This window comes from Aquihabitans sp. G128, from assembly GCF_019048865.1.
Lineage (GTDB): Bacteria > Actinomycetota > Acidimicrobiia > Acidimicrobiales > Iamiaceae > Aquihabitans.
On record NZ_CP077604.1, the window covers coordinates 1554497 to 1569663 of the forward strand.

General features: G+C 74.0%; 19 protein-coding genes and 1 pseudogene. 2 read left to right on the forward strand and 18 right to left on the reverse strand.

The window, feature by feature from the left end; all coding sequences use genetic code 11:
* Positions 1 to 10: 10 nt before the first annotated feature.
* The 11 genes from KSP35_RS07370 to KSP35_RS07420 form a co-directional block, all read right to left on the reverse strand.
* On the reverse strand, positions 11 to 1660 hold the full coding sequence (locus KSP35_RS07370) for a phosphatidate cytidylyltransferase (protein ID WP_217000459.1): 1650 nt from the start codon (positions 1658 to 1660) through the stop codon (positions 11 to 13).
* A 117-nt stretch (positions 1661 to 1777) separates the two neighbouring features.
* Entirely contained in the window at positions 1778 to 2335 is a 558-nt protein-coding gene (frr, locus tag KSP35_RS07375) for a ribosome recycling factor (RefSeq protein WP_217002164.1), read from the reverse strand.
* Between the two features lie 34 nt (positions 2336 to 2369).
* Positions 2370 to 3137 (reverse strand): UMP kinase, encoded by a 768-nt coding sequence (gene pyrH / locus KSP35_RS07380; protein ID WP_217000461.1) that lies wholly within the window; start codon positions 3135 to 3137, stop codon positions 2370 to 2372.
* A 1-nt stretch (position 3138) separates the two neighbouring features.
* Positions 3139 to 3933: a translation elongation factor Ts gene (gene tsf / locus KSP35_RS07385; RefSeq protein ID WP_217000463.1), complete on the reverse strand. Its 795-nt coding sequence runs from the start codon at positions 3931 to 3933 to the stop codon at positions 3139 to 3141.
* Complete coding sequence (gene rpsB, locus KSP35_RS07390) at positions 3926 to 4900, reverse strand: 30S ribosomal protein S2 (protein WP_217000465.1); 975 nt, start codon at positions 4898 to 4900, stop codon at positions 3926 to 3928. Before rpsB ends, tsf begins: the two co-directional genes overlap by 8 nt.
* A gap of 172 nt (positions 4901 to 5072) precedes the next feature.
* On the reverse strand, positions 5073 to 5618 hold the full coding sequence (locus tag KSP35_RS07395) for a murein hydrolase activator EnvC (protein WP_217000467.1): 546 nt from the start codon (positions 5616 to 5618) through the stop codon (positions 5073 to 5075).
* Positions 5619 to 5685: 67 nt separating this feature from the next.
* A complete protein-coding gene (whiG, locus tag KSP35_RS07400) occupies positions 5686 to 6450 on the reverse strand; it encodes an RNA polymerase sigma factor WhiG (protein ID WP_217000469.1) in 765 nt (254 codons plus the stop codon).
* 18 nt (positions 6451 to 6468) lie between these two features.
* Positions 6469 to 7371, reverse strand: a complete 903-nt coding sequence (locus KSP35_RS07405; protein ID WP_217000471.1) for a tyrosine-type recombinase/integrase — start codon at positions 7369 to 7371, stop codon at positions 6469 to 6471.
* Between the two features lie 66 nt (positions 7372 to 7437).
* Entirely contained in the window at positions 7438 to 8667 is a 1230-nt protein-coding gene (locus KSP35_RS07410) for a DNA-processing protein DprA (RefSeq protein ID WP_217000473.1), read from the reverse strand.
* Entirely contained in the window at positions 8664 to 10175 is a 1512-nt protein-coding gene (locus KSP35_RS07415) for a YifB family Mg chelatase-like AAA ATPase (RefSeq protein WP_217000476.1), read from the reverse strand. Before KSP35_RS07415 ends, KSP35_RS07410 begins: the two co-directional genes overlap by 4 nt.
* Positions 10176 to 10357: 182 nt before the next feature.
* Complete coding sequence (locus KSP35_RS07420) at positions 10358 to 11152, reverse strand: enoyl-CoA hydratase/isomerase family protein (RefSeq protein WP_217000478.1); 795 nt, start codon at positions 11150 to 11152, stop codon at positions 10358 to 10360.
* Between the two features lie 128 nt (positions 11153 to 11280).
* Between KSP35_RS07420 and KSP35_RS07425 the strand changes: the two genes are divergently transcribed.
* The gene (locus tag KSP35_RS07425) at positions 11281 to 11496 is read left to right on the forward strand and encodes a hypothetical protein (protein ID WP_254127030.1); all 216 of its coding nucleotides are present in this window, start codon (positions 11281 to 11283) and stop codon (positions 11494 to 11496) included.
* Positions 11497 to 11503: 7 nt separating this feature from the next.
* On the opposite strand, the gene KSP35_RS07430 is transcribed toward KSP35_RS07425, so the two are convergent.
* The 4 genes and pseudogenes from KSP35_RS07430 to trmD form a co-directional block, all read right to left on the reverse strand.
* Positions 11504 to 11854 carry a YraN family protein gene (locus tag KSP35_RS07430; protein ID WP_217000480.1) on the reverse strand — a complete coding sequence of 117 codons (351 nt, stop codon included), beginning with the start codon at positions 11852 to 11854 and terminating at the stop codon, positions 11504 to 11506.
* Positions 11851 to 12156: a DUF2469 family protein gene (locus KSP35_RS07435; RefSeq protein ID WP_217000482.1), complete on the reverse strand. Its 306-nt coding sequence runs from the start codon at positions 12154 to 12156 to the stop codon at positions 11851 to 11853. The genes KSP35_RS07430 and KSP35_RS07435 overlap by 4 nt, the downstream gene beginning before the upstream one ends.
* Positions 12157 to 12276: 120 nt before the next feature.
* Positions 12277 to 12624 (reverse strand): 50S ribosomal protein L19, encoded by a 348-nt coding sequence (rplS, locus tag KSP35_RS07440; protein WP_217000484.1) that lies wholly within the window; start codon positions 12622 to 12624, stop codon positions 12277 to 12279.
* Between the two features lie 129 nt (positions 12625 to 12753).
* Positions 12754 to 13501 (reverse strand): annotated as a pseudogene (gene trmD / locus KSP35_RS07445) (tRNA (guanosine(37)-N1)-methyltransferase TrmD).
* A gap of 119 nt (positions 13502 to 13620) precedes the next feature.
* Here trmD and KSP35_RS07450 point away from each other — a divergent pair.
* Positions 13621 to 13914 (forward strand): twin-arginine translocase TatA/TatE family subunit, encoded by a 294-nt coding sequence (locus KSP35_RS07450; protein WP_217000486.1) that lies wholly within the window; start codon positions 13621 to 13623, stop codon positions 13912 to 13914.
* Positions 13915 to 13929: 15 nt separating this feature from the next.
* Here the strand turns inward: KSP35_RS07450 and KSP35_RS07455 are convergent, their stop codons facing one another.
* The 3 genes from KSP35_RS07455 to rpsP are packed head-to-tail and all read right to left on the reverse strand — an operon-like array spanning position 13930 to position 15052.
* On the reverse strand, positions 13930 to 14403 hold the full coding sequence (locus tag KSP35_RS07455) for a ribosome maturation factor RimM (RefSeq protein ID WP_217000488.1): 474 nt from the start codon (positions 14401 to 14403) through the stop codon (positions 13930 to 13932).
* Positions 14404 to 14441: 38 nt separating this feature from the next.
* Positions 14442 to 14762, reverse strand: coding sequence for a KH domain-containing protein (locus KSP35_RS07460; protein WP_217000489.1), 321 nt, complete (start codon positions 14760 to 14762; stop codon positions 14442 to 14444).
* The gene (rpsP, locus tag KSP35_RS07465; protein WP_217000491.1) at positions 14759 to 15052 is read right to left on the reverse strand and encodes a 30S ribosomal protein S16; all 294 of its coding nucleotides are present in this window, start codon (positions 15050 to 15052) and stop codon (positions 14759 to 14761) included. The genes KSP35_RS07460 and rpsP overlap by 4 nt, the downstream gene beginning before the upstream one ends.
* Positions 15053 to 15167: the final 115 nt, after the last annotated feature.

The following is a 15167-nucleotide window of genomic DNA, read 5'->3' on the forward strand; positions in this document are numbered from 1 at the left end:
TGGCGGCAGCTCAGCCGACCACGTGGCCGACGGTGACGGCCAGCCAGAACACCGCGGGCAGCACGAAGAGCATGCTGTCGAACCGGTCGAGCACGCCCCCGTGGCCGGGGATGAGCGACGACATGTCCTTGACCCCGAGGTCCCGCTTGAGCAACGACTGGCACAGGTCGCCCAGGGGGGCGGCGACGGCGGCGCCGAGGCCGAGCAGCACCGCAGGTGCGGGTCCGTTCCAGGGGCCCCACTTCGGGTAGATCCCGATGAGGATGATCGTCACGAACAGGGCGGAGCCCATGCCGCCGATGAGGCCTTCGAGGGTCTTGTTCGGGCTGGCCGCGGAGAGCGGGCGGTGGCCCATGGCCCGGCCGATGAACAGGCCGCCGACGTCGTAGGCCACCGTGGCCACGATCGCCGTGACCAGCAGGGCCCGGCCGTCGTGCATGCGCAGGAGGGCGGACGCGCTCGAACCGAGCCCGCCGATCCACACCACGCCGAGCAGGGTGGCCCCCGTGCCCTCGAGCACGCGCGGGTCTCGCCCGCCCGCCCCGACCAGGAACCACGTCAGGATCGCCACGAGGGTGAGGAACGCCACGAGCGGGAACGCCGAGGGCCCCCGCCAGTACACGGCGAGCGGGAAGGCCACGCAGGCAGCGATGCCGAGCAGCTGCGCGGACTCCCAGCCGACCCGTCGGAGCACCGCGAAGTACTCCACGGCGGCGAGGCCCAGGACCACGGCGATGAGGACCGCCGAGAGCTTCGAGCTGAAGGAGAAGGCCAGGATGGCCACCAGCCCCATGCCCACGCCGATGGCGACGGCCGTCGTCAGGTCGCGGTCGCCGCCGGGACCGTGCCCGGGCACCACGCCCGGACCGTCGTCGTAGTCGTCGTCGTCGTAGCCGTCGTCGCCATCGGCGATCGCCACCGCGGGCGCGCCGTCGGAGGCGGGCTCGTCGGTCCAGGCGTCGTCGTCGGTCCACGCCTCGTCGGCGGGCCAGCCGCCGGCCGGCTCGACCGGGGCCTCGGGGTCCGAGGACGCGCTCCAGTCGTCGTCGCCGGCCTCCCAGCGGGGACCGGGCTCCGGAGCGTCTGCCGTGCGCTCCTCGACGCGCTCCTCGAGGTCGTCGAAGCCGAAGTACTCCTCGTGGCTGGGCTCGGCGTCCTGGTCGCCCAGGGCACCGGCGCGCACCTCGCCGCTGTCGCCGGCCAGGCGCTCCATGAAGCCGTCGTCGGCCCAGTCGTCGTCGGCGTCGCGCCACCGGGGGGTGGAGGTGGCGAAGGACGACCAGGCGTCGAGGTCCTCGCCGTCGTCGGCGAGCAGCGGCGAGTCGTCGCCGATCAGCACCGCCGGCACCTCGCCGGTGGGCGGGTCGGTCCAGTGCGGCAGCTCCACGGGCCCGGTGACCGGGTCCGGTGCGGGCTGCACGGGCGGGCGCTCGATCCGGGTGGGATCGGCGCTGGCGTCGAGCGGGAACCGCAGCGCGGGCCGCGGCCCGGCGGGCGGGGCCGGCGGGCGGTCGCCGAAGCGGAGCTCGGCGTCGGTGCGACGAGCGGCGACGTCGCCGCGCTCGATCGCCTGGGCCGCCTCGTCGGGGCCGATGATGCGGACCCCTTCGGCAGGGGGCTGCTTGTCGTCTTCGGGTCGGGACCTGCGCTGGTCGTCCATGGGACCTCCTGGGGAACTCCGCCGACGCGTCGCGTCCTGCGGGTCGAGCCGGCGGCACCCGCCGCCTCGCTGGCTCGATCGGTTGTCGGCACGTGGCATCGCCTCCACGCACCACGGTCAGTCTTCGAGCAGCTCCTGCTCCTTGTGGCCGAGCGCGACGTCGATCTCGGCTTCTGCGGCTTGGGTGAGCTTGTCGAGGTCCTTCTGGGCGCGAGAGAGCTCGTCCTCGGAGAGGTCGCCGTCCTTCTCGAACGCCTCCAGCTCCTGGCGCCCGGCCCGGCGGAGGTTGCGCACCTGGATGCGACCGTCCTCGGCCATGCCCTTCACGACCTTCACGAACTCCTTGCGGCGCTCCGAGGTGAGCGGCGGGAACGAGAGGCGGATGGCGTTGCCGTCGTTGCTGGGGTTGAGGCCCAGGTCCGAGATGCGGATGGCCTTCTCGATGGCGCCGACGGAGGTCTTGTCGTACGGCGTGATGACGAGCATGCGGGCCTCGGGCACCGAGAACCCGGCGAGCTGCTGGAGCGGCACCGTGGACCCGTAGTACTCGACCGGCAGCTTCTCGACGAGGGCGGGGGCGGCCCGTCCCGTCCGGATGTTGCCGAAGTCGGCCCGGGTGTGGACCACGACCTTGCCCATCCGTTCCCGGGCGTCGTCGAGCACCATGGCAGCCATGTCGTCGGTCATCGGCGTTCGGTGGGCTCGGGGGTCACCGAACCAGGGTACCGACTCCCGCCACGCCGGTGAGGACACGGCGCAGATTGCCGACCTGCAAGGCGTCGAACACCACGATCGGCAGCGCGTTGTCCATGCAGAACGTGATCGAGGTGGGATCCATCACCTTCAGGCCCTTGTTGAGGACCTCCATGTAGGTGATCTCGTCCAACTTCGTGGCGGTGGGGTCGAGCTTCGGGTCGGCGGTGTAGACGCCGTCGACGCCGGAGTGGGTGCCCTTGATCACGGCGCCGGCGGAGAGCTCGGCGGCCCGGAGGGCGGCCGGCGTGTCGGTGGTGAAGAACGGCGCCCCGAGGCCGCCGGCGAGGATGACCACGCGGCCCTTCTCGAGGTGGCGCTCGGCCCGGCGCCGGATGTAGGGCTCGGCGATCTGCTCCATGTGCAGCGCGGTCATCACCCGGGTGGGCTGCTCGAGCTGCTCCAGGGTGTCCTGGAGGGCCAGCGAGTTGATGATGGTGGCCAGCATGCCCATGTAGTCGGCCTGGGCGCGGTCCATGCCGGCCCCCGCTCCGGTCATGCCCCGCCAGATGTTGCCCCCACCGATGACGATGGCGACGTCGACGCCCATGGAGCGGGCGTCGACCACGTCCTCGGCCAGCTGGCGCACGATGGCGCCGTCGATGCCGAAGCCCGCGGTGCCGGCGAAGGCCTCGCCGGACAGCTTCAGGACGATGCGGGGCCAGCGGGGGGTGACCCCGTCGGCCGTGGTGCCCGTCGCGTCTGCTGCCGGCGAGTCGCTCACCTCAGGCGCCGATCGCCACCAGGGCGAACCGGACGACCGATGCGCTGCCGAGCAGCTGCGTGATCGTCTGCTTGTCGTCCTTGACGTACTGCTGCTCCAGCAGGGCCCGGTCCTTGAACCACCCGGTGAGGCGGCCCTCGACGATCTTCTCGATGGCGGCCTCCGGCTTGCCCTCGGCGCGGGTGATGCCCTCGAGCACCTCGCGCTCGGCGGCGACCTCGGCCTCGGGGACCTCGTCCCGGGTCAGGTAGCCCGGCTTGGTGAAGGCGATGTGCACGGCGATCTCGTGGGCCAGCTCGGCCGACCCGCCGGCGAGCTCCACGACCACGCCGAGCACGCCTCGGCCGTCCTGGCGGTGCAGGTAGGTGTCGACGACGTTGCCGTCGGCGGCCTCGATGCGGACCACGCGGCCCAGCTCGATGTTCTCCTTGAGCAGGACCTTCATGTCGTCGATGGCGTGGGCCTTCTGGGCCTCCGCGCCTTCGCCCTCGGCCGCCACCAGGGTGGCGATCTCGGTGACCAGGCTGGAGAACTGGTCCGACTTGGCGACGAAGTCCGTCTCGCACTTGAGCTCGGCGATGGCGGCCACGTTGCCCACGTGGGACACGGCGACGGTGCCCTGGCTGTTGTCCCGGTCCTCGCGGGCGCCGGCCTTGGCCAACCCCTTCTCGCGGAGCCACTTGGTGGCGGCCTCGGCGTCGCCGCCGTTCTCCGTGAGCGCCTTCTTGGCGTCCATCATCCCGGCGCCGGTGGACTGGCGCAGGGCCTGGACGTCCTTGGCGGTGAACTCAGGCATCGGGGGTGGTCTCCTCGGTGGTCTCGGCGGCCTCGGTGGCCGCGATCTCGGGGGTGGCCTCGGGGGTCGCGACGACCTCGGCCTCGGGCTGCGGGGCGGCCTGCTGCGCGGCGATGCGGGCCTCGCGCTCGGCGGCGGCCTGGGCGGCCTGGCGGCGCGCCTCGGCCTGCTGGGCGGCGATGGCGGCCTCCTCGTCGGCCGAGCGGACCTTGGGGGCGGCCGCGGCGGCGGCCGACGCGGCGGCAGCGGCGGCGGCGCGGGCGCCGGGCTTGCGGGACGCCATGTGGCGGCCCTCCTCGACGGCGTCGGCGATGACGCGGCTCATGAGGGTGCCGGAGCGGATGGCGTCGTCGTTGCCCGGGATCGGGAACTGGATGACGTCGGGATCGCAGTTGGTGTCGACCACGGCCACGATCGGGATGCCGAGCTTGTTGGCCTCGGTCACCGCGATGTGCTCCTTCTTGGTGTCCAGGATGAACACCAGGTCCGGCAGGCGCTCCATCTTGGCGATGCCGCCGAGGTTGCGCTCGAGCTTCTCCAGCTCGCGGGAGATGAGGAGGGCTTCCTTCTTGGGCATGGCCTCGAACTCGCCGGAGTCGCGCATGCGGCGGTACTCCTGCATCTTGGCCACCCGCTTGGACATGGTCTCGAAGTTGGTGAGCATGCCGCCCAGCCAGCGCTGGTTGATGAAGGGCGAGCCGGACTTCTCGGCGTAGGACTGGATGGGGTCCTGGGCCTGCTTCTTGGTGCCCACGAAGAGCACGGTGCCGCCGTCGGCGACGGTGTCGCGGATGGTGGTGTAGGCGGTCTCGATCCGCTTCAGCGTCTGCTGGAGGTCGATGATGTAGATGCCGTTGCGGTCACCGAAGATGAACCGCTTCATCTTGGGGTTCCAGCGACGGGTCTGGTGCCCGAAGTGCACCCCCGCATCGAGGAGCTGCTTCATGGTCACGACAGGCTCGGACATGGTGATCTCTCTTCCCAACGGTTGAGCGAGACCCGGGACCGTCGCGCCGCTCCAGCGAGGCTGGGGCAGCGACCGTGGGAGGACCCGGGCGGAGGTGTGTGCGCGGCCCACCCTGGTGGCGGGCCGACTGACGAGTGTAGCGATGCCCGCCCCTCCGCCCAAGACCGCCACGTCAGCCGCCACGACCTCCGCCCGCCGGCACGAGGTGGACGTGGCCGCCGCCCACCGTGCACCCCCAGAGCGAGGCCGGGTCCAGGTAGGCATCGCCTCGGCGCACGCCGAGGTGCACCTCGGTGCCGGCCACCCCGACGACCTGGCCGGCGGCCACCCGCTCCCCCACCACGGCCCGCACCGCGGCCAGGAACGAGTACGACGACCGCAACCCGTCGGGGTGGCGCACGGTGACGTGCAGGGTCCCGGCCACCGGCCCGGCGAACGCCACCACGCCGGGGCCGATGGCCCGGACCAGGCTCCCCGGCGCCGAGGCGTACGCCAACCCGCGGTTGCCCGGCAGCCAGGGCTGGGCCGGCGGCCGGAACGGGTCGCGCACCGGCGCCGCCAGCGGCGGACGGTAGGTGCGCGGGCCGGGCGGGCCGCTCCGGGCGGCGCAGGCGGTGGTCGGAGCCGCCGGCGCGCCGGGTGCCGCCGGGTGGCCCGGGGCCAGCGCCGTGGCGACCGAGAGGGCCAGCGCCGCCACGCGGTGGAGCAGGCCCGTCACCGCCCCGCACCCCCTGCCCGCGAGCCCGGCCGGCCGGAGGGGCCCGGCGCGGCGCCGGCGCGGTGGGCTAGGCGGTCTCGCGCTGCGCAGCCTGCAGGCGGCTGCGGAGCTGGAGGACGGCCTTGGTGTGGATCTGGCTGACCCGGCTCTCGGTGACCTTGAGGACCTGGCCGATCTGGGCGAGGGTCAGGTTCTCGAAGTAGTAGAGGGTGAGCACGATCTTCTCGCGCTCGGGCATGCGCTCGATGGCCTCGGCCAGCTGGCCCCGCATCTCGCGCAGCTCGAGCTGGGCCCCCGGCCCGGCGGCCTGGTCCGGGATGGTGTCGGCCAGCGTCGTGCTCTCGCTGCGATCGCCGAGCATCTCGTCCAGCGCCGCCATGCCGGTGAGCGACAGCTGCCCGAGCACCTGCTGCAGCTGGGCCTCGGAGTAGCCCAGCTCGGTGGCCAGCTCCTGCTCGGTGGGCGACCGGCGCAGCCGGGCCTCCAGCTTGGAGAAGGCCCGCTCGACCGAGCGGCCCTTGGCCCGCACCGACCGAGGCACCCAGTCGATCGACCGCAGCTCGTCGAGGATGGCGCCCTTGATGCGCGAGATCGCGTAGGTCTCGAACTTGAAGCCCCGGCTGGGGTCGAACTTCTCGATGGCGTCGATCAGCCCGAAGATGCCGTAGCTCACGAGGTCGGACTGCTCGACGTTCTGGGGCAGGCCGACGCCCACGCGGCCGGCCACGTACTTGACCAGCGGGGAGTAGTGCAGGATCAGGCGGTCGCGGCGGTCCCGGGTGGGGGCGGCGCGGTAGCTCGTCCAGAGCTCTGCGATGCCGTCGGCCGTCATGGGTACCTCGTCGGCTGATCAGGCACGGGGATGAGTCTGCTCGAACACCTGGCGCAGCCGCTCCCGGCTCACGTGGGTGTAGATCTGCGTGGTCGCCAGGTCCTCGTGGCCCAGCAGCTCCTGGACGGCCCGGAGGTCGGCGCCCCCGTCGAGCAGGTGGGTGGCGAAGGTGTGGCGCAGGGCGTGGGGGTGGGTGGGCTCCACGGCGCGCCGATCGAGGATGCGGCGCACGTCGCGTGGCGTGAGCGGGCGGCCCCGCAGGTTGAGGAACACCACCTCGGGATCGTCGCCGGGCTCGGCCAGGGCCCCCCGGCCGTCGGCGAACCAGGACCGCAACGCGGCCACGGACGGCTCGCTCAGCGGCACGACGCGCTCCTTCGAGCCCTTGCCCCAGACGGTGGTGCGGCCACGATCGAGGTCGAGGTCGCCGCGGCGCAGCCCGCAGAGCTCGGCCACGCGCAGGCCGCTGCCGTAGAGGACCTCGACCACGGCGTCGTCGCGGAGCCGGCGCGCTCGGGACCGCGGGTCGTCCGGGCCCGCCAGCTCGGCGCCGGTGCGGACCGGCTCCTCCAGCAGCTGCCCGAGCTGCTCGTCGTGCAGGATCCGCGGCAGCCGCCCGGTGCCGCGCGGGGCCCGAAGCGTGACCGAGGGGTCGACCGCGAGCCGACCCGAGCGGGTGGCCCACCGGAAGTAGCGGCGCAGCGCCGAGGTGCGACGGGCGATGGTGCGCGGCGCCGACGGCCGATCGGCGAGGTCGACGAGGTAGCGGCGCAGGGCGCGCCGGTCGACCGCCTCCGGCCCCGACACCCCGGACCGCTCCGCCCAGGCCGTGAAGTCGGCGAGATCGCTCCGGTACGCCTCGATGGTGGCGGGAGCCGCGGCGGTGAGCGTCCCGAGGAATCCACCGACGTCCCAGCTCACGTCCCCACCGTACCGAACCCGGGGGCGCCGTGATCCGGATCCCGGGGCGACCCGGCGCACGCGCCGTCACCGCCCGCCACCAGGTGCTCTACGCGCGTAGGGACGGGTCCGCTCATACCAGCCGCCCACCCTCGCGAGGTGGCCCTGCGCTTCGAGGTGGAGCAAGGCCCCGCTCACCGCCTCGATGCTCAGCCCGGTTCGCCCCACCACCTCGGGCAGCGCAGCCGGCTGCTCGTCCAGCGCGGCCAGCACCGTGCGCTGGTCCGGGCTCAGCGAGGCGCCGCCCACTTCCCCGGCGGTGGCGGACGGGCGAACGGCCGCCGGGGCCAGCCCGATGGCGTCGAGCACGTCGGTCGGCGATCGGGCGATGGCGGCCCCGTCGAAGAGCAGATCGTTGGTGCCGGCGGCGGAGCGGGAGCTGGGGTGGCCCGGCACGGCCAGCACCGGCGTCGAGCGGTCGAGCGCCTCGCCGGCGGTGAGGATCGACCCGCCGGTGACCCGGGACTCGACGACCAGGACGGCATCGGCCAGGCCTGCGATGATCCGGTTCCGGGCCGGGAACCTCCAGGTGGTCGGCCGCTCGCCCAGCGGCACCTCGGAGAGCACGACGCCGGCCGCCTCCACGTTGCGGTGGAGGTCGACGTGGCGCCGCGGGTAGACGACATCGAGGCCCGACGCCACGACCCCGATCGGCCGGCCGGGCTCCGGCACCGCGGGGCCCGGCGCCGGGCCCGCTCCGAGGCCGGCGCCGGCCAGGGCGCGGAGCGCCCCCTCGTGGGCGGCACCGTCGATGCCGAGCGCCAGCCCCGACACGATCGCCACGCCCACCAGCGCCAGCTCCTCGCACCACGCCCGGGCCAGCTCGCGGCCGGCGCGGGTGGCGTTCCGGGTCCCCACCACCGCCACCGCCGGCCCGGTGAGGGCGGCGGTGCCACCCGAGGCGAACAGGATGGCCGGCGGCGCGGGGTCCTCCGCCAGCCGCTGGGGGTAGCCGGGCTGGCCGAGCACCAGGACGAGCCGGCCGGCGGCGCGGTGGCGGGCCAGCTCCGACCCCGGATCGAGCTGGCGGGCGGCGTGGACCAGGCGCTCCTTGGCCACCGGCCGGGGCGGCCGCAGCAGGGCACCGAGGGCTGCGACCCGCTCCGGCGCGCCGGCCACGAGCGCCGCCCACGCCTCGACGGCCCCCTCCTCCTGGTGGCAGCGCAGGAGGGTGGCGGGCCCGATCCCCGAGACCGAGGCCAGCGCGACGAGGTGGGCGGCCACCAGGTCGTCGACCGCGAGGTCCTCGGCGCTCATGCCACCAGCCCCTGCACCCCGACCACGTCGGCTCGGAGCTGGAGCGCGGTGCCGACGTGGCCGGCGGTGAGCGGGCCGTCGTGGCCGTCGAGGTCGGCCAGCGTCAGCGCCACCCGCTTCACCCGGGTGAGGCCGCGGGCGCTGAGCCGCCCCGACCCGAGGACCGTCGTCAGCAAGGCGTGGGCGTCGTCGGCCAGCGCCGCCCACCGCTCGAGCTCGGAGCCCTGCAGCTCGGCGTTGGCCCGCACGCCCCGCTCCTGGGCCCGCGCCCGGGCGGCCACCACGCGCGCCGCCACGACCGCGGTGGGCTCGCCCGGCTCGCCACCCAGCAGCTGCTGCACCTCCGGTCGCAGGACGTCGACCCGGAGGTCGAAGCGGTCGAGCAGCGGCCCCGACAACCGGCGCTGGTACCGCACCAGCAGCCCGACGGGGCACCGGCACGCCCCGGGTCGACCGGCCTCCCCGCACGGGCACGGGTTCATGGCGGCCACGAGGAGGACCCGGGCCGGCAGCTCGGCGGAGAAGCGGGCGCGGCTGATCCGGATGACGCCCTCCTCCAGCGGCTGGCGCAGGGCGTCGAGCACCGTGGGGTTGAACTCCGCCAGCTCGTCGAGGAAGAGGACCCCCGAGCTGGCCATCGAGACCTCGCCCGGGCGCATGGCCTCGGTGCCCCCGCCCACGAGGGCCACCATGGTGGCGGTGTGGTGAGGGGCCCGGAACGGGGGCCGGCGCACCAGCCCGCCCCCGAGCGAGAGGCCGGCGGCGGAGTGCACCCGGGTGGCCTCCATGGCCTGGTCGCGCTCGAGGTCGGGCAGCAGGCCCGGGAGGCGGCTCGCCAGCATCGTCTTGCCGGCGCCGGGCGGGCCGACCATGAGCAGGTGGTGGCCGCCCGCCGCCGCCACCTCCAGCGCGCGGCGCACGACGGGCTGGCCCCGCACGTCGGCCAGGTCCAGGACCTCCGCCAGCTCCTGGCCGACCCCGACGACGGGGTGGTCGGGCCAGGGCTCGTCGCCCCGGAGGGCGAGCACCAGCTCGAGCAGGGTGGCGACGGGCCGCACCTTCGGGCCCTCGACGAGGACGGCATCGGGGGCCGAGGCCACCGCCACCACCACCTCGTCGCACTCGACGGCGTCGACCAGCGGCACGGTGCCGGGGACCGGACGGACGGTGCCGTCGAGGCCCAGCTCGCCGAGGAAGCCCATGCGGGCGACCGCAGCGGCCTCGAGGTCGCCGTTCGCCACCAGGACGCCCACCGCCATGGCCAGGTCCAGGCCGGCCCCGGCCTTGCGGGTGCCCGACGGGGCCAGGTTGACGGTGATGCGCTGCACCGGCCACTTCACGCCGGCGGCGAGCACCGCGGCACGGACGCGGTCCCGCGCCTCGCGGCACGCCGCGCCGGGCAGGCCGACGATGGTGAGGCCGGGCAAGCCGGGCCCGACGTGGACCTCGACGGTGACGGGGTGGCCGTCGACGCCTCGGACGATGGCAGCGGGGATGCTCGCGGTCACGGCGGTGACCTCCTCGGCCCCGCACCGCGGGGCCCTCGACTCGGAACGAGGAGGAGGGCCCTGACACCGGCCGACGAAGCGCAGCCCGGGACGCCGGGCGAGGATCGGCCCCGCGCAGGAGGCCGCCGGCACCCTACCGCTGGGCAGTGACAGCGGAAAGGCCGAGGGGGAGCGAGCCGCCCTCAGCGGCCGGTGTAGCGGGGCTCGCGCTTCTGGATGAACGCGGCGATGGCCTCGGCGGTGTCGCCGGTGCCGAAGTTGACGCTCTGGGCCGCCGCCTCGGCGGCCAGCGCCTCGGCCAGGGTCGAGGTCGAGGACCGATCGAGCAGCGCCTTCGACTGCGCCAGGGCGATCGGCGGCCCCGCCGCGAGCTGCCGGGCCCAGTCCTCCACCAGGGCGTCGAGCTCGGCGACCGGGACCACCCGGTTCACCAGGCCGATGCGCTCGGCCTCGGCCCCGTCGATGATGGGGGCCAGCAGGGCCAGCTCCTTCGCCTTGTGCAGGCCGGCGCGCCGGGGCAGGAACCACGAGCCGCCGAAGTCCAGCGAGAGGCCGCGCTTGGCGAAGATCTCGGAGAAGCGGCTCCGATCCGAGGCCACCACCAGGTCGCACGCCAGCGCCAGGTTGAGCCCGGCGCCCACCGCCACGCCGTCGATGCGGGCGAGGGTGGGCTGGGGCACGGCGTGCAGGGCCAGGCAGGCCTGGTTGACGTAGCGCATGTGGGCCAGCCAGTGGCGCTCCGGTGCCTCGCCGAGGTCGGCACCGGCGCAGAAGTCGGTGCCCTCCCCGGTGACCACGACGGCCCGGACGGCGGCGTCGGCGGCCACCCAGCCGAACGCCGCGGTGAGCTGGCCCCACATCACGTCGTTGATCGCGTTCTTGCGCCGCGGGTTCACCAGGGTGACCGTGGCGACCCCGTCGACGAGCTCGGTGCGGAGGTGCTCGGTGTCGGCCGGCTGGGCGTTGGTGGCTGCCATGGGCCGACCATACTGAGGCCCATGGGCTTCAACCCGCACCGCGTCCACAAGCGCACCCCCGCCGACTACGCCATGGTGGCGGGCGCCGTGCTGGCGTGCGTGCTCCTCCTCGCCTGGGCCTTCCTCGGGTGAGCGCACCGGGCGACGACGAGGTCACCGTCACCCGCGTCCAGCCCTACCAGGCCCGCAAGGCCTACCGCTGCCCCGGCTGCCAGCAGGAGATCCCGGCCGGCACCGGCCATGTGGTGGCCGTGCCGGTCGCCGCCGCCGACGCCGACCTCCGCCGCCACTGGCACCACGGCTGCTGGGAGCACCGGGCGCGGCGTCGCCCCGGCCGGCGCTGACGGGGCCCTAGAACGCGCCTTGGATGACCTCGACGCCGCTGGGCAGCACGGCCGCCACGTCGAAGCGGACCGAGTGCGGCGCGAACGGCGGGTCGCCCTCGGCCAGCCACCGGGCGGCGAGCCCCCGGATCCGGCGCTGCTTGGTGGCCGTCACCGCCTCCGCCGGGTGCCCGAAGGCCAGCGAGCTGCGCGTCTTGACCTCGCACACCACGATGCACCGGTCGATCGCGCAGATCAGGTCGAGCTCGCCGTCGCGGCAGCGCCAGTTGCGCGCCACCACCGCGTAGCCCGCCGCCTCGTACCAGGCCGCCGCCCGGTCCTCCCCCGCCGCCCCCAGCCGCTGCCGGGCCGCCGTCACAGGTCGAGGTCGGTCTTGGCGAGCTCCTCGATGTTCACGTCCTTGAACGTGACGATGCGGACCGACGGCACGAAGCGCATCTTGGTCTGGCGGTACATGTCCCAGACCCAGGCGTCGCGCAGCTCGACCTCGACCCAGGTGCGCCCGCCGTCGGTGTGGACCACCTGGTCGACCGAGTTGGCGAGGTAGAAGCGACGCTCGGTCTCCACGACGTAGCGGAACGTGGGAGAGACGTCGCGGTACTCCTGGAAGAGCTGGTGCTCGATCTCGGCCTCGTACTGCTCGAGGTCGTCGGCGCTCACCGGGCACCTCGAGGGTGCGGCGGGCGGATGGGCGAGCAGACCATGGTCACGCTCCGATGGTACGCCCCGGGTCTGACGAACGGGACCGGTCCACCGGCACGCAGCCGTGCGGACCCGCGATCACCAGTCGCGCTTCTCCTTGACCTTGGCGGCCTTGCCGATGCGATCGCGGAGGTAGTACAGCTTCGCCCGGCGCACGTCGCCCCGGGTGTAGATCTCGATCTTCTCGATGATCGGCGAGTGCAGCGGGAAGGTGCGCTCGACGCCGACGCCGTAGGACAGCTTCCGGACCGTGAAGGTCTCCTGGATGCCACCGTTCTGGCGACGGATGACCACGCCCTGGAAGACCTGCACGCGCTGCTTGTTGCCCTCGACCACGCGGACGTGGACCTTGAGGGTGTCACCAGGGGCGAAGTCGGGGTGGTCGGTCCGAAGGCTGGCCTGGTCGATGAGGTCGGTGCGGTTCATCACGTGATCCTGGGAAGAGACTCGAGGGTGCGCCCGGGGCCCAACGGCCCGAACGACGAAGGGCAAAGCTAGACGCCCACCGGGGAGCGGGCCAACTCCGGCGACCGTCCCGGAGCCGTCACGCAGCCGTCAGGGCGTGGGGTCCTCGGGCCGCGTGGCGAGGTCGAACTCGGCCAGGAGCTTCGCGTCGGCCGCCGTCAGGCCGCCTCGAGCGGCCAGCAGGTCCGGCCTCCGGTCACGGGTGCGGGCCAGGGCCTGGGCGCGCCGCCAGCGGGCGATGCGGCCGTGGTCGCCCGAGCGCAGCACATCGGGCACGTCCCAGTCGCGGAAGGTGGCGGGGCGGGTGAAGTGGGGGGTACTCGAGCAGGCCGTCGCTGAAGGACTCGTCCTCGCCGGAGGAGGCGTTGCCCATGACCCCGGGCACCAGGCGGCCCACGGCCTCCAGCACCACCATGGCCGCCACCTCTCCCCCGCCGAGCACGTAGTCGCCGATGGAGAGCTCGCCGTCGCACAGGTGCTCGGTCACCCGGGCGTCCACGCCCTCGTAGCGCCCGCAGAGCAGGCTGAACCCGTCGCCGGCCGCCAGCTCGCGGGCCAAGCCCTGGTCGAGGCGCCGCCCGCCGGGCCCCAGGAGCAGGAGCGGCCGGGGTGGCTGGACCCGCTCGACCACGGCGAAGACCGGCTCGGCCATGAGCACCATCCCCGCGCCGCCGCCGAACGGCGAGTCGTCGACCGTGCGGTGCACGTCGGTGGTCTCCGAGCGCAGGTCGTGCACGCGCAGGTCCAGCAGGTCGCGCTCCTGGGCCTTGCCGAGCAGCGCCTGGCCGGCGAAGTCCGACACCAGGGTCGGGAAGATGGTGAAGACGTCGATCCGCATCGGCGCCAGCGTGGCACAGCGGGCCCGCGGCGCCGCCCGCCTCGGCCGGGGCGCGGCCGCGTCATCCGCGCACAGCGGTAGCTTCGGACCTGGCGGTACGGACCCCTGAGGAGCACACCATGGATGTCGGACCCCCGGAACTGCTGATCATCTTGGTGATCGCCCTCGTCCTGTTCGGCGGGGCCAAGCTGCCCCAGCTGGCCAAGGGCCTCGGCGGCGCCAAGCGCGAGTACGAGCGTGGCCTGCGCGGCGACACCGATCCCGAGCCCGAGGCCACGACCGTCGTCGTGGAGGCCCCTGCGGTGGCCGCCGAAGCCGCGGTCGTCGACACCACCGGCACGGTCGCCGCCGTCGAGCCCGACGCGACGGTCACCACCACGACCACCACGGTCGAGCACACCACCGACGCCTGACCGGCGTCGCCGGGGTCAGTCCTCGGCGCCGAGCAGGCCCTCGGGCGGGTCGACCACCACCCGGGCCGGAAGGCCGGTGGCGTCCGTGACGAAGCCCGCAGGCACCAGGGTGCCGTCGGCCAGCTCCAGCAGGTCGTCGGCCGGGTTGGCCAGGATGGCCACGATCTGGCCCCACTCCCGGCCGTCGGGCGTGGCCACCACTGCGCCCACGAGCTCGTGGACCCACAGGGCGTCGGGGTCGTCGATCGGCTCGCCGTGGATCACCGTGCCGCTGAGCGCCTCGGCGGCTTCGCGCGTGGCCGTGCCGGCGAGCAGGGCGATCCACCGCTGCTGGAACGGCCGGATGGCGGTGACGGTGACGGGGCGGCCGTCGAGGAACCACACCGCCCCGGGCGCGGTGCGCTCGGGGCGGTCAGAGGTGATGACGGCCGTGACCTCGCCCTTCAGGCCGTGGGCCTTGCCGATGCGGCCGATCTCGAGGAGGTCCATGCGGGTGGTCGGCGCCGGGGCGCCGGAGGAGCCGAAGCTCAGTCGACGAACTCGATGTCGACGGTGGTGTCGTCCTTGACGGCGGCGGCCCGCACGACGGTGCGGATCGACTGGGCGATGCGCCCGCGCTTGCCGATGACGCGGCCCATGTCGCCCTCGCCGACGCGCACGTCGAGCTGGATGCCGCCACGGCGGCCCTCCGAGGTGGACACGGAGACGGCCTCGGGGTCGTCGACGACCTGCTTCACGAGGTACTCGAGGACCGACTTGGCGTTGGCCGCCGGCTCGCCGCCCTCGGCGGCCGCGTCGTCCTCGACGACCTCGTCGACGACGGGGTCGGTGGTCTCGGCGTCGCTCACGACTCGGCGGCCGCGGCAGCGGCGACCGGGGCTTCGCCCTTGAACTCGGCCCAGGCGCCGGACACCTTCAGCAGGCGCTCGACGGTCTCGGTGGGCTGGGCGCCGTTGCGCAGCCACTTGAGGGCCTTCTCGTTGTCGATGAGGATCACGGACGGGTCCAGACGGGGCTGGTAGGTGCCCACGATCTCGATGAACCGGCCGTTGCGGGGCGACCGCGAGTCGGCGGCGACGACGCGGTAGGTGGGCTGCTTCTTCTTGCCCATCCGCATGAGGCGGAGCTTGACGGCCATGCTCTTCTTTCCTGTTCCAGGTACGTGCGTGCGATCTCGGTGGTCATGCGCTGGGCGTCATGACCGACCAGCCATGGTGCGCCATGGGAAGGCCCTGGCGCAAACGTGGGGGGGC

What these genes read in the sequence shown, in the direction of transcription:
- KSP35_RS07420 (WP_217000478.1), bottom strand. Translation starts at nt 11,152, where the DNA reads ATGGCAGCCACCAACGCCCAGCCGGCCGACACCGAGCACCTCCGCACC.
- KSP35_RS07450 (WP_217000486.1), top strand. Translation starts at nt 13,621, where the DNA reads ATGGATGTCGGACCCCCGGAACTGCTGATCATCTTGGTGATCGCCCTC.
- KSP35_RS07370 (WP_217000459.1), bottom strand. Translation starts at nt 1,660, where the DNA reads ATGGACGACCAGCGCAGGTCCCGACCCGAAGACGACAAGCAGCCCCCT.
- tsf (WP_217000463.1), bottom strand. Translation starts at nt 3,933, where the DNA reads ATGCCTGAGTTCACCGCCAAGGACGTCCAGGCCCTGCGCCAGTCCACC.
- rplS (WP_217000484.1), bottom strand. Translation starts at nt 12,624, where the DNA reads ATGAACCGCACCGACCTCATCGACCAGGCCAGCCTTCGGACCGACCAC.
- rpsB (WP_217000465.1), bottom strand. Translation starts at nt 4,900, where the DNA reads ATGTCCGAGCCTGTCGTGACCATGAAGCAGCTCCTCGATGCGGGGGTG.
- KSP35_RS07455 (WP_217000488.1), bottom strand. Translation starts at nt 14,403, where the DNA reads ATGGACCTCCTCGAGATCGGCCGCATCGGCAAGGCCCACGGCCTGAAG.
- frr (WP_217002164.1), bottom strand. Translation starts at nt 2,335, where the DNA reads ATGGCTGCCATGGTGCTCGACGACGCCCGGGAACGGATGGGCAAGGTC.
- whiG (WP_217000469.1), bottom strand. Translation starts at nt 6,450, where the DNA reads ATGACGGCCGACGGCATCGCAGAGCTCTGGACGAGCTACCGCGCCGCC.
- KSP35_RS07410 (WP_217000473.1), bottom strand. Translation starts at nt 8,667, where the DNA reads ATGAGCGCCGAGGACCTCGCGGTCGACGACCTGGTGGCCGCCCACCTC.
- rpsP (WP_217000491.1), bottom strand. Translation starts at nt 15,052, where the DNA reads ATGGCCGTCAAGCTCCGCCTCATGCGGATGGGCAAGAAGAAGCAGCCC.